The 11,959-nt window shown below is 70.4% G+C and carries 12 protein-coding genes; 10 read left to right on the top strand and 2 right to left on the bottom strand.

Annotated elements, in window-relative coordinates; all coding sequences use genetic code 11:
- The first annotated feature begins 524 nt into the window (after window positions 1-524).
- The 3 genes from ACVW2K_RS20295 (at window position 525) to ACVW2K_RS20285 (ending at window position 3,054) form a co-directional block, all read left to right on the top strand.
- Window positions 525-1,712: an HNH endonuclease signature motif containing protein gene (locus tag ACVW2K_RS20295; protein ID WP_457203746.1), complete on the top strand. Its 1,188-nt coding sequence runs from the start codon at window positions 525-527 to the stop codon at window positions 1,710-1,712.
- Window positions 1,713-2,012: 300 nt separating this feature from the next.
- Complete coding sequence (locus tag ACVW2K_RS20290; protein WP_457203745.1) at window positions 2,013-2,390, top strand: VOC family protein; 378 nt, start codon at window positions 2,013-2,015, stop codon at window positions 2,388-2,390.
- A gap of 151 nt (window positions 2,391-2,541) precedes the next feature.
- Window positions 2,542-3,054 carry a nucleotidyltransferase domain-containing protein gene (locus ACVW2K_RS20285; protein ID WP_457203744.1) on the top strand — a complete coding sequence of 171 codons (513 nt, stop codon included), beginning with the start codon at window positions 2,542-2,544 and terminating at the stop codon, window positions 3,052-3,054.
- 1 nt (window position 3,055) lies between these two features.
- On the opposite strand, the gene ACVW2K_RS20280 is transcribed toward ACVW2K_RS20285, so the two are convergent.
- Both ACVW2K_RS20280 and ACVW2K_RS20275 read right to left on the bottom strand, forming a co-directional pair.
- A complete protein-coding gene (locus tag ACVW2K_RS20280; RefSeq protein WP_457203743.1) occupies window positions 3,056-3,208 on the bottom strand; it encodes a hypothetical protein in 153 nt (50 codons plus the stop codon).
- Window positions 3,209-3,336: 128 nt separating this feature from the next.
- Entirely contained in the window at window positions 3,337-4,365 is a 1,029-nt protein-coding gene (locus ACVW2K_RS20275) for a LacI family DNA-binding transcriptional regulator (protein ID WP_457203742.1), read from the bottom strand.
- A 56-nt stretch (window positions 4,366-4,421) separates the two neighbouring features.
- Between ACVW2K_RS20275 and ACVW2K_RS20270 the strand changes: the two genes are divergently transcribed.
- The 7 genes from ACVW2K_RS20270 (at window position 4,422) to ACVW2K_RS20240 (ending at window position 11,954) form a co-directional block, all read left to right on the top strand.
- Window positions 4,422-5,252: an AraC family transcriptional regulator gene (locus tag ACVW2K_RS20270; protein ID WP_457203741.1), complete on the top strand. Its 831-nt coding sequence runs from the start codon at window positions 4,422-4,424 to the stop codon at window positions 5,250-5,252.
- Between the two features lie 131 nt (window positions 5,253-5,383).
- A complete protein-coding gene (locus ACVW2K_RS20265; protein WP_155991959.1) occupies window positions 5,384-6,700 on the top strand; it encodes an ABC transporter substrate-binding protein in 1,317 nt (438 codons plus the stop codon).
- A gap of 80 nt (window positions 6,701-6,780) precedes the next feature.
- On the top strand, window positions 6,781-7,734 hold the full coding sequence (locus ACVW2K_RS20260; RefSeq protein WP_051548723.1) for a carbohydrate ABC transporter permease: 954 nt from the start codon (window positions 6,781-6,783) through the stop codon (window positions 7,732-7,734).
- Entirely contained in the window at window positions 7,731-8,750 is a 1,020-nt protein-coding gene (locus ACVW2K_RS20255; protein WP_457203740.1) for a carbohydrate ABC transporter permease, read from the top strand. The genes ACVW2K_RS20260 and ACVW2K_RS20255 overlap by 4 nt, the downstream gene beginning before the upstream one ends.
- Window positions 8,747-9,937: a hypothetical protein gene (locus ACVW2K_RS20250; RefSeq protein ID WP_457203739.1), complete on the top strand. Its 1,191-nt coding sequence runs from the start codon at window positions 8,747-8,749 to the stop codon at window positions 9,935-9,937. Before ACVW2K_RS20255 ends, ACVW2K_RS20250 begins: the two co-directional genes overlap by 4 nt.
- Window positions 9,934-10,935, top strand: coding sequence for a Gfo/Idh/MocA family protein (locus tag ACVW2K_RS20245; protein WP_028636293.1), 1,002 nt, complete (start codon window positions 9,934-9,936; stop codon window positions 10,933-10,935). Before ACVW2K_RS20250 ends, ACVW2K_RS20245 begins: the two co-directional genes overlap by 4 nt.
- Window positions 10,932-11,954 carry a Gfo/Idh/MocA family protein gene (locus ACVW2K_RS20240; protein ID WP_457203738.1) on the top strand — a complete coding sequence of 341 codons (1,023 nt, stop codon included), beginning with the start codon at window positions 10,932-10,934 and terminating at the stop codon, window positions 11,952-11,954. The genes ACVW2K_RS20245 and ACVW2K_RS20240 overlap by 4 nt, the downstream gene beginning before the upstream one ends.
- Window positions 11,955-11,959: the final 5 nt, after the last annotated feature.

Here is an 11,959-nt window from a genome sequence, read left to right as displayed (position 1 = left end):
TCGGCGGGTTTGCGGCCGGTGGGTGGTGGCGACCGATAGGGCGGCGAACGGGACGGCGGGCGGTTGGTTGCTCCCGGCTTGCGGGTCCGCGACTGGCCGGTGGCTTGCGGTCCGTGGGTGGTGGCGACCGACATGGCAGCTACGGGGCGGCTGGCGGGTGGTTGCGGTCGCCTCCCGGCTTGCGGTCCGCGACGCGTCGGCATGTCTGCGGGTTGCGGGCTGATCGGTGGTGACGACCGACAGGGCAGCTACGGGGACGGCGGGTGGGTGGTCGTCGTCGTCTCCCGGCTTGCGGTCCGCGACGCGTCGGCATGTCCGTGGGTTGCGGGTGGTCGGTGGTGACGACCGACAGGCAGCGAGCGGGGACGGCGGCTGGGTGGTCGCCGTTGCCTCCCGGCTTGCCGGCAGCCGGCCACCACCTGTGGAAACAGGCCGAAAACCGTGACCTGTTCGTTACCCAGACCCCTGTGAAATAAGGCCTTTCAGGCCTGTCAGTGTCGGTGGTCGATGCTTGAGTAGGTGTCATGGCAGCCACCACGATCACCCGCGCAGCCGAGGTGATCGATGCTGCCCGCGAGCAGCACCAGATCGAGAACGCCGCCGCGGTCCGCAAGCTCCAGCTCGCGGTCCAGTGGGTCGAGCTGCACCCCGGCGACGAGGTCGACGACGAGTCCGCGGAGGGCGTGGACTGGTCGATGCGGGACCTGCAGATCGCCGGGGCGGGGGCGCCCACGATCGATGAGGGCGCGGTCGCGGAGTTCGCGCTCGCGGTCGGGCTGTCCACCGACGCCGGCCGGGACTACCTCGGCGACGCGGTCGAGCTCGCGCACCGGCTGCCGCGGATCTGGCACCGCGTCCTGGACGGCCGGCTGCCGGTGTGGAAGGCCCGCAAGATCGCCCGGGCCACCCACTCCCTCCCTCCCGCGGGAGCAGCGTTCGTGGACCGGGCGCTGTACTTCGTGGCCCACAAGTGCACGTTCGCCGAGCTCGACCGGCAGGTCGAGAAGGCCCGCGCCGAGCACGACCCCGCCGAGACCGAGCGCCGCCGCCTCGCCGCGGCCGAGCAGCGGCACTTCAAGGTGCACCTGAAGTACATGACCGCCGAAGGCCTGGTCCCGATCTCCGGGCTGCTCGACGTCGCCGACGCGGTCGCCCTGGACGCCGTGGTCGCGGCGAAGGCCGACACCCTGGACCCCGCGCTGCCCCTCGAGGTGCGCCGCGCGATCGCGGCCGGCCTCCTCGGCGACCCACCGGCCGGGCAGCCGCGGCGGGAGGTCGTGATCTACGCCCACACCCGCCCCGGCCAGACCATGGTCGACCTCGACAACACCCGCTCGGTGATCACCCCCGAACACCTCCAGCACTGGTGCCAGCAGGCCGGCACCACCGTGACCGTGCGGCCGGTCATCGACCTCAACGACGAGATCTCCACCGAGACCTACCAGGCCACCCCGGTGATCAAGGAACAGGTCCGACTGCGGCACCCGGAGTGCCCGTTCCCGTTCTGCCACCGGCCCTCCTGGCGCCAAGGCCAGCACGCCGACACCGACCACACCATCGAATGGCCCACCGGTGCGACCACCACCTCGAACCTCGCGCCCCTGTGCCGGGGACACCACCGGCTCAAGACCTTCACCGACTGGACCTACCACCACGCCCCCGGCACCGGGTTCATCTGGACCAGCCCCCTCGGCCACCGACATACCGGCTGACCCCCACCCCGCCGACCACGGCCGGCGGGGTCACCGTCATGCGCACCGAGTCACGGAGGCCCCGGAGCAGGAGCGCATCCTCTGTGCCATCGTCGCGGGCCGGGCGGCAGCAAGCCTCGTCCACCCGGACGAGACGGTGGTGGTCTTCCTGGACCTGAACATGCCGCGACCCCGACTGCCCGATGACACTACGCACGTCCAGCGAGACACTCCCATCATGGAACGGAGCATCGCCGAACAGGCAGCCGACGCGATCGTCGAGCCGTCCAGCCTTCGGTGTCCATCGACGCCTGAGCCGCCATGGTCGCCTGGCAGCTGACGGTGGACGCCCGGGATCCTGGCCGGCTGATGGCCTTCTGGGCGCCGATCCTGGACTACGAACCGACAGACCCGGACGATCCGTACGTCCACCGGATCGTCGATCCGACAGGATGCGGGCCGCCGATCTGGTTCCAACAAGTCCCGGAGCCGAAGACCGGCAAGAGTCGCATCCACCTGGACATCTACCCGACCGGGCAGGACCGAACGCTTCCCCTGCCGGAGCGCAAGCGGGTCGTCGACGCCAGGGTCGTCGAGCTGATCGCCGCCGGTGCCGCCGTCGTCGAGCGCATCGCGGAGCCGGACGACTACCACGTCGTCATGCTGGACCCGGAGGGCAACGAGTTCTGCGTAGGCTGACCGGGTCGTGGCGTTCGGCAACACATCGAGGCGGACGATCCGTCGTGTCCGTCCTTGGGCAGGTCGTCAGTCTGGATGCACAGCTGCTGGTGCGCGGTCATGCCGCGGAATCGGTTGGCGCGCGGCCACGTCTCCGAGCAGGGTGACGCCTATGACCGACCAAGCCATGACGGCAACGCAGCTGGTCGAGCTCGTAGCGGCCGCGTCGGCAGCGGGCATCCGCTGGTGGATCATGGGCGGCTGGGGAGTCGATGCCCTCCTCGGGCAGGAGACGAGGGACCACCACGATCTCGATGTGCTCGTGAGCGTCCGTGATCTACCTGTCCTGCACGCCTTGCTCCGGGAGCAGGGCTTCGCGCGCGCCTACGAGTGGGAGGAGAACGACCCGATCACGCTCGACGGGCGAACCTGGGACACCGCGTTCGTCGAGCGCCATGGCGACGGGCGCGAGCTGGACGTGCATGCCGTCGAGGTCGAGCATCGCTCGGTGTCGCTCAGGACCATGGACCCGTGGGTGCTGCCTCCCGGCTGCCTCGATGCCACAGGGACGGTCGGCGGCCGGGTTGTCCCGTGCGTCAGCGCCGCGGCTCAACGCGCCATGCACCAGAGATACGACCTACCCCGGAAGCATCGCGAGGATCTGCGTCGAGTGGCTCACCTCTGACTCAGGCGCCACGCTCGACGTGCCAGACCATGATGGACGGCGTGTCCCAGGCGGTTCGCGCTGCTTCGGGCACCCAGTCGAGCAGCTCCCATGGCCACCAGCGCCACTCGCCGATGGCGCGGTGCGGCTCCGAGAAGTCCTCATGGGAGGGCACGGCGACCGGTTCCTCGACCAGCCCCCGAACGATGAGGCCTGCAGCGAGCGCGGCGCGAAGGTGGTCCGCCACCGTCCTGCGCGCCGCCCCAAGCACGCATCAGGGCCAGCCGGATGGTGGTACATCGCTCAGGCGGTGCCGCGGACGACCATCGGGCAGGGCAGGACCACGGTGCGGCCGGTGCCGCCGTAGCGCCCCGACATCCGGCTCATCAGCAGGTCGCCGGCGGTGCTGCCTGCCTCGTACGCCGGGTTGCGCACCGTGGTGAGCTGCGGAGTCACGATGGTGGCGGCGTCGACGTCGTCGAAGCCGACGATCGCGACGTCGCCGGGTACGTCGAGGCCGAGCTCGTGGGCGACGTCGAGGGCACCGATCGCCATCAGGTCGTTGGCGCAGAAGACCGCGTCCGGGCGGCTGGGGAGCGCCATCAGCGTGCGCATCGCCTCGTAGCCGCCCCTGCGGGTCCAGTCGCCGCGCACTAAGCGCTCCGTGGGCACCTTGCGACGGGCGGCCTGCATCGCGGCCCGGAAGCCGGCGGTGCGCTGCGAGCCGTGGCGGGGCGGCCCCTGGATCATCGCGATCCGCTCGAAGCCGCGACCGGCCAGGAACGCACCTGCCTCCCGCGACCCGGCCTCGTCGTCCGGGATGACGGCGTCGCAGAGCGGGTGGTCGAGGTGGTCGCCGATGCAGATGAGGGGTGTCGCGTAGTCGGCCGGCCCGAAGGTCACCTCCGACGCGGTCTCACCGGACGCGAACACGATGCCGTCCACGCCGCGGTCCATGACGTCCTCGAAGAACTTGCGCTCGCGGTCGTGCAGGCCGTCGGTGCTGCAGACGTAGGTCCCGTAGCCGGATGCGTCGACGGCGTCGGCGAGGCCACGGGTGAGCACCGCGTAGAAGGGGTTGGTGATGTCGGGGACGACCACCGCGATCATGTGGGACTGCCGGGTGCGGAGGTTGCGCGCGACGTGGTTCGGCCGGTAGCCGAGCTCCTTGATGGCGTCCATCACCGAGCTGCGCGTCGCCGCGCCGACCACGCGCTTGCCGGAGAGGACGTGCGAGACCGTCGTCGGGCTGACGCCCGCCAGATCGGCCACGTGGGCGATCGTCACGCGCGCAGGCAACGGCTGCGCATCGGTCCGCTCCGTCCGGTGCATGGCGGTACTGTACTGGACAACTGCCAAAACGATTTGAGGCGTGGAGGAGCCCCCGCATGACCGAGCCGATCGAGCGCTTCAGCGTCGCGTCGCTGCTCGCTCCGGCGCTCGGTGCACGGGTCATGCAGCAGCGGCTCCGGATGGTCGACGTGCACTGGCACGACTACTACGAGCTGTCGATGGTCGTCTCGGGCGAGGCGGAGCACGTCGTGAACGGCGTGCCGCGACCGATCAGTCCCGGGAGCGTGTTCCTGCTGTCACCGGCCGACTTCCACGCCCTCCGGGTGACCGGCGACGAGCCGCTGACCTGCTACAACACCGTGATCGACCCGAGCGTGATGGAGCGCCGGCTCGCAGGGGTGGGTGCCCCGGCACTGGAGGGGTTCCCCTGGCAGGCCGACGGCTTCCTCGACGCCGAGGCCGACTTCCGGCGGCTCCAGCAGGAGTTCGACGAGCCGCGGCTCGGCTCGGCGACCGTGACCGAGGCGCTCGTGTCGTGCCTGGTGGTCGAGCTGGCCCGCCGGTGCGGCCTGGACGACCCGCGCCGCGCGCGCCCGCCCGCCCCGACGGATGACCTCCGGGCCGCGGTGCTCTACGTCGAGCGCAACTTCCGGGAGCCGCTGACGCTGGCGGACGTCGCCGCGCGCGCCCACCTCTCGCCCAACTACTTCAGCGAGCGCTTCCGCCAGTACACGGGCACCTCGTTCCAGCTCCACCTCCAGGAGTGCCGGCTACGGTTCGCCCGGTCCCTGCTGGCCGCGACCTCGCTCAGCGTCTCGGAGGTGTGCCACGCCGCCGGCTTCAACAGCCTGTCGCACTTCGGCCGCGCCTATCGGAGGAGGTACGGCGCGCCGCCCTCCTGGCGTCACGATGCGACACCGATGTGACGGAAAGCACGCGAATCCATTGACAAAGCGGAGGGTGTTGACGATGCTTCCCGCCAAGGAGCCAAACGATTTGCATCGGGTCGCATCGACGGTCTCCGAGTAGCCACTTGAAGAGCAAGGGAGCTGATTCGGTGAGGTTCAAACTGTCCCGGAAGGTGGCCGCCGCCGCGGTCGCCGTCGCCGTCGCATCCATGAGTCTGGCCGCCTGTGGCGGTTCAGACAAGCCGTCAGGCCCGCCGAAGGGCGAGGGCCAGGGGCCCGTCGCGGAGCCCACCTCGCCCACCACGGTGACGTTCTTCTCCTGGCTCGGCAACGAGCCCGAGATGAAGAAGATGGCGGCCGAGTTCCACCAGCAGCACCCGATGATCACCATCAAGTTCGAGAACGTGCCGGCCGAGCAGGCAGCGCAGGTGCTCTCGACCCGGATCGCGGGCAACAACGCCCCCGACGTGTCCTACGTCAACGCCAGCGACACGGCCGACTACGCCTCGCGCGGCGCGGCGGTCGACCTGAGCGACTACATCAGTCGGAGCGACGTGGTGAAGCCGGACGACTACGTCGACGCCTTCAAGACCTTCGTCACCTACGAGGACAAGATGTACGGCCTCCCGGTCGACGGTGAGACCACCGGCCTCTTCTACCGCACGGACCGCTTCGCGGAGGCGGGCATCGACTCTCCCCCCAAGACCTGGGACGAGTTCGAGGCCGACGCCGCCGCGCTGACCGACCCGGCCCAGAACAAGTACGGCTTCGAGATGTTCGCGTCCGAGTCGGCGTACTACTGGTACCCGTGGCTCTACCAGGCCGGTGGCGACCTGCTCTCCGCGGACGGCAAGGACATCCTGTTCACCAGCGACGAGGCCAAGAAGGCCGCGGAGTTCTACGTGGGCCTGGCCAAGTACTCCCCGCCGGACTACTTCAACTCCAACTCCTACGACGGCCGCACGGCCTTCGCCGAGGGTGACGTGGCGATGTACGTCGCGGGGGCCTGGCTGGCCGGCACGCTGTCGGACGAGTTCCCCGGCATCGACGGCAAGTGGGCGACGGCGCCCCTGCCGGAGGGCGACGCGGGCTGCAAGACCACGATCGCCGGCGACGCGCTGATGATGTCGGAGCAGACCAAGGTCCCGGACGCGGCATGGCTCTGGATGGAGTTCCTCTCCACGCCCGAGAACATCGCCCGGTCCACCTACAAGACCGAGGGCACCCTGCTGCCGCCGCTGAACTCGCTCCTCCAGGGCGAGGAGATCGTGAAGGAGAAGCCGGTCCTCAAGGGCTTCATCGACCTCATGCAGTGCGGCGTGGCCAGCACCGTGTCGAACCCGAAGTTCCCGCGGATCGAGACGATCCTGAACGACGAGCTCGGCAAGGCGATCTACGGTGACCAGAGCGCCGACGAGGCCCTGGAGAACACCGCGAACCAGGCGCAGGCGATCCTGGCCCGCTGACCTCTGCACCACGCACCGCCCGTTCGCCCGGGCCGACTCGGCCCGGGCGGACGGTTTCCCTGACGAGAGAAGGAGCAGGTATGTCGACGGCGGTGGCGCCGGCTGCGAAGGGCGCGAAGAAGGACGTCCGGGAGACCCGGGTGCGTCGCTTCTTCTGGAGGATCTGGCGAGAGCGATCGGCGTACCTGTTCCTCGCCCCGGGCGTGATCCTGTTCTCGATCTTCACGCTCGCGGCCCTGGTCTTCGCGATCTACCTGACGTTCCACCGGTGGAGCATCATCGAGCCGACGAAGCCGTACGTCGGTCTCCAGAACTACGAGGACATGATCCACGACGAGCGGTTCGTCCAGTCGGTCCTCAACACCGCCTACTTCACCGGCGCGTCGATCCCCCTGACGATGATCATCGGCCTGGTGCTGGCGCTGCTGCTCAACCAGCCGATCCGCGGCCGTGCCGTCTTCCGGACCGCGTACTACCTGCCCGTCGTCACGCCGTTCGTGGTCTCCGCCCTGCTGTGGAAGTGGCTCTACAACGGCCAGTACGGGCTCTTCAACTACTACCTGATGAAGGGCCACCTCATCGACCACCCGCTGCTGTGGCTCTCGGACAAGAACCTCGCCATGCCGGCCGTCGTGCTGATGAGCGTGTGGAGCGGCGTGGGGTTCTCGATGGTCGTCTACCTGGCCGGCCTCCAGGCCATCCCCGAGCAGCTCTACGAGTCGGCGATGCTCGATGGCGCCGGGACGTTGCGTCGGCTGTGGTACGTCACCATCCCGATGCTCCGGCCGACGACGCTGTTCCTGCTCGTGATCAGCATCATCGGCTCGCTGCAGGTCTTCACCCAGATCTTCGTGATGACCAACGGCGGGCCCGTCAACAAGACGGAGACGATGGTGTACTACATGTACCTCTGGGCCTTCAAGTACTACGACATGGGCTATGCGAGCACGCTGGCCTTCGCGCTGTTCGCGATGCTGCTGGTGTTCACGGTCTTCCAGATCCGGCTGTTCCGCGACAACGAGGGCGTCTCATGACGGGGCTGACCGAGGAGCCCACCGCGAGCCGTCTCGTCAGCGAGATCGAGCCGATCCTGCCGGCCCCGCGGCGGCGGCGCCCCAAGCGCCCGCCGGGCGCACCCCGGGAGAAGGAGCACGTGTCCCTCCGGGCGAAGCTCCTGACGTACGTCGTCCTGGCGCCGATCGCGATCCTGTTCGTCGCGCCCTTCGCCTGGCTGATCAGCGCGTCGATGCAGCCGCTGAGCACGATCTTCTCGAACCCGCCGACGTGGATCCCCGGCGACCCCACGCTCGACGGCTACCGGGGCTTCCTGAACGTCGGTCACCTCACGAAGGCGCAGCAGGGCCAGGGGCACGGCGACTGGCGATGGTTCGCCAACAGCGCGTTCGTCGCGATCACCGTGACCGTGCTGCAGACGTTCTTCAACGCGCTCTGCGCCTACACGTTCGCGAAGCGGAAGTTCCCGGGTCGCAACGTGATCTTCGTGCTCTTCCTGGGGACCATGATGGTCCCTGGCCAGATCACGCTGATCCCCAACTACATCATCATCCAGCACATCCCGTTCTTCGGCGGGAACGACTGGCTGGGCAGCGGCGGGCACGGCTGGCTGGGCTCCTACTGGGGTCTGATCATGCCGGGCATCGTCGGCGCCTTCGGCATCTTCCTGCTGCGCCAGTACATGTCGACGATCCCCGACGAGCTGCTCGACGCCGCCCGCATCGACGGCGCCGGCGAGTTCCGGATCTTCTGGAGCGTCGTGCTGCCGCTCTGCGCTCCCGCGCTCGCCGCCAACGCGATCTTCACCTTCCAGTACTCGTGGGAGGACTTCCTCTGGCCGCTGCTGGTCACGTCGGGGGACCCGGAGCACACCACCGCACCGGTGGGGCTCGCGTTGTTCGTCGTGCAGAACCGGACGGACTGGAACCTGCTGTTCGCGGGCTCGGTCATCGCCACGCTGCCGATGGTCATCGTGTTCATCATCTTCCAGCGGCAGTTCGTCCGGGGCATCGCCGTGACGGGTGTCAAGGGTTGACGCGCGACGTCCTCGCCCGCCTGCTCGCGGACGGGAACGGCGTCCTGCGGTGCGAGCCGGCCTGGGTGGCGCGTGACTTCCTGCCGCCGGGACGCCGGCTCGGCCTACCCGAGGACGCGTACGACGTGGGGGACCGCGGCGCGATCTGCGAGCGGTGGCTCGCCTCGACCACCCGGGCCGACAACCGGGTCGGACCGGAGGACGAGGGACTGAGCCACCTCGTCGGCGACCACGGCGAGCGGATTCTGCTTCGCGACGCCGTGGCCGCCGACCCCGTGGCGCTGCTCGGCGAGGAGTACGCCGCGACGCATCCGGGCGGGCTCGGCCGGCTGGCCAAGATCTTCGACTACGGGTACCGGCTGCCGTACCACGTCCACCCGCCGCAGGAGTTCGCCCGGCTGGTCGGCTGCAACGCCAAGGACGAGTCCTACCACTTCCTGCCCGGTGTGGAGTTGGGCGCGCACCCCGAGACCTTCTTCGGCGTGCACCCGTGGATCGCCGAGCAGCGGGCCCACGAGACGCTGCTGCCGTACCTCGTGGACTGGGACAGCGACCTGATCCTGCGCCACGCCCGTGCCGAGCTCCAGGTGCCCGGCGAGGGGTTCCACGTGCCGTCCGGGGTGCTGCACGCCCCGGGCACCGCGCTGACGCTCGAGCTGCAGGAGGACTCGGACGTCCTGGCCATGTTCCAGGCACTCAACGCCGGGACGATCATCTCCAAGGACCTGCTCTTCAAGGACGTGCGCGACGAGGACCGCGAGCGCGAGGGAGAGCGGTTCCCGCTCCGCTTCGTGGACTGGGAGGTCAACGGAGACCCCTGGTTCTACGAGAACCGCCACCTCTCGCCGCGCCCGGTCGCCGGCGCGGCCGGCGACGGCGAGGAGGCCTGGGTCTTCTACAACACCAGCAGGTACGCCGGGAAGCGGCTGGTGCTGCCGCCCGGCGGCACCCACCGGCTCCGCGAGCCCGGGGCCTACAGCGTCTTCGCGTGGTCGGGGACCGGCACCTGGGCCGGCCACGAGGTCCGGGGCGGCGAGCCGGGCCTGGACGAGCTGGTCGTCACCCACGACGCCGCGACCCGCGACCACGAGGTCGTCAACACGGGAAGCGAGGACCTCGTGGTGTTCACGTTCTTCGGGCCCGACCTGCACACCGCGGCCCCGGCCATCGAGGTGCGCGGGCGATGAGCTCCGAGCTCACCGTCGGCCTGCTGGGGGCCGGCATGATCGCCGGGGTGCACGCGCACGCCTACCGGGCCGCGGCCGGCGTGCGGCTCGTCGCCGTCGCCGACCCGGTCCCGGGCAAGGCCGAACGGATCGCGGAGCAGTACGGCGCGCAGGTCGTGCCCGACCTGGATGCGATCCTCGACCTCGGCGTGGACGTCGTCGACATCTGCACGCCGCCGACCACCCACGCGGACGCCACGATCCGGGCGCTCGAGGCCGGCCGGCACGTGCTCTGCGAGAAGCCGATCACCCGCACGGTCGAGGAGGCGCGCCGCGTGCTCGCGGCGGCCGAGGCCGCGCCCGGGATCCTCTCGATCGGGCAGGTGGCCCGCTACGGCCCGGACCATCGGCTGGCCCGTGACGTGGCCGAGGCCGGCGAGATCGGGCAGGTCCGGATGATCACCCACTCGACGACCACCTCGCTGCCGGGGTGGAGCGAGGCCGGCTGGCTCGCGGACCCGGCGACCTCGGGCGGGCCGCTGCTCGACCAGGCGGTGCACAGCTTCGACTACGCGGCCTGGGTGATCGGCAGCCCCGCCGTACGTGTGCACTGCATGGCCGCCGACAGCGGCGCCGGGCCGAACACGTACACGCTCGCGACGGTCCGCTACGCCAACGGCGCGATCGCGCACGTGGAGTGCAGCTGGGCCCACCCGGTCTCGCGCGGCTTCAAGCTGCGCGCGGAGATCGTCGGCACCGAGGGCCGGATCTCGTGGGACTACGACCACCTGATGGGCGGCGTCCTCCACCAGCGCGAGAGCGACACGGAGTGGTGGGACGTGCTCGGCGACCGGGAGTTCACCCGTGAGCTCGGCGCCTTCTTCGACGCCGTACGCGCCGGCGGTCCGCCGCCGGTGCCGGCGACCGAGGCGACGGAGTCGTTGCGCACCGCCCTGGGAGCGCTGGAGTCGGCCCGCACCGGGCGGACGATCGACCTGACCACCTGGGAGACCCTGTGAACGGCACGCCGACCCGCGTCGCGATCCTGGGCGCCGCGCACATGGGCCACGCGTGGGCGTACGCGCGTGCGCTGACCCGGTCACCGAACGCCCAGGTCGTCGGCATCCACGACGTCGAGCCGGAGCACACCCGCTGGATCCGCCAGGACTTCGGCATCGAGGCCGCCGGGGACGCCGACGAGCTCGTCGAGTCCGCCGATGCGGTCCTGGTCTGCAGCGCGAACGCCGACCACCGCGCCCACGTCGAGCTCGCGGCCCGGCACGGCAGGCACGTGCTCTGCGAGAAGCCGATCGCCACGACGCTCGAGGACGCACACGCGATCGTGGCCGCCTGCGACGCCGCCGGCGTCCAGCTGCACCTGGCCTTCGTCTCGCGCTTCCTGCCCGTGGTCGCCCGCGCCCGCGACGCCGTCCGGGCCGGTCGGCTCGGCGACCTGATCGGCGTCGTGGGTGGCAACCGGGGCCGTCCGCCGCTGCCGCCGGCGTACCCGGCCTGGATCACCGACCCGGTCGCGGCCGGCGGGGGAGCGCTCATCGACCACTCGGTGCACGTCACCGACGTGATGCGGCACGTCACCGGGCTCGAGGTCGCCGAGGTCTCGGCCGAGGCCGGCGCGCTGCTCTGGGACTGCGGCGTCGACGACGTCGCCGTGGTGTCCCTGCGCTTCGAGAACGGCGCGGTCGGCAGCATCGACCCGAGCTGGTCCGTGCCGGCCGACCACCCGTGGGACTACGACTTCCACCTGCGCCTGGTCGGCACCGAGGGCGCCCTCGACCTCAACGACCTGGCCGAGTCGGTCCAGGTGGTCAGCACCCGCGACGGCGGGCCACGGGGCCTGCGGTACGCGTCGTTCGCCGAGGACGCCGACCGGGCGATGATCGAGGGCTTCCTCACCTCGGTCCGCACCGGCGTCCACCAGGAGCCCGGCGCCGACGGCGCGGACGGCGTGCGCGCCCTGGAGGTCGCACTCGCGGGCTACCGGTCCGCCGCCGAGGCGGCGGTCGTCCAGGTCCGGTAGCCCGC

Source organism: Nocardioides sp. HB32 (genome assembly GCF_054058995.1).
This window is presented reverse-complemented; position numbering and strand designations above follow the sequence as displayed.

Bases quoted from the DNA above. Each gene is read 5' to 3' on its own strand.
- ACVW2K_RS20245 (WP_028636293.1), top strand. From the start codon at position 9,934: ATGAGCTCCGAGCTCACCGTCGGCCTGCTGGGGGCCGGCATGATCGCC.
- ACVW2K_RS20260 (WP_051548723.1), top strand. From the start codon at position 6,781: ATGTCGACGGCGGTGGCGCCGGCTGCGAAGGGCGCGAAGAAGGACGTC.
- ACVW2K_RS20285 (WP_457203744.1), top strand. From the start codon at position 2,542: ATGACCGACCAAGCCATGACGGCAACGCAGCTGGTCGAGCTCGTAGCG.
- ACVW2K_RS20295 (WP_457203746.1), top strand. From the start codon at position 525: ATGGCAGCCACCACGATCACCCGCGCAGCCGAGGTGATCGATGCTGCC.
- ACVW2K_RS20255 (WP_457203740.1), top strand. From the start codon at position 7,731: ATGACGGGGCTGACCGAGGAGCCCACCGCGAGCCGTCTCGTCAGCGAG.
- ACVW2K_RS20270 (WP_457203741.1), top strand. From the start codon at position 4,422: ATGACCGAGCCGATCGAGCGCTTCAGCGTCGCGTCGCTGCTCGCTCCG.
- ACVW2K_RS20290 (WP_457203745.1), top strand. From the start codon at position 2,013: ATGGTCGCCTGGCAGCTGACGGTGGACGCCCGGGATCCTGGCCGGCTG.
- ACVW2K_RS20275 (WP_457203742.1), bottom strand. From the start codon at position 4,365: ATGCACCGGACGGAGCGGACCGATGCGCAGCCGTTGCCTGCGCGCGTG.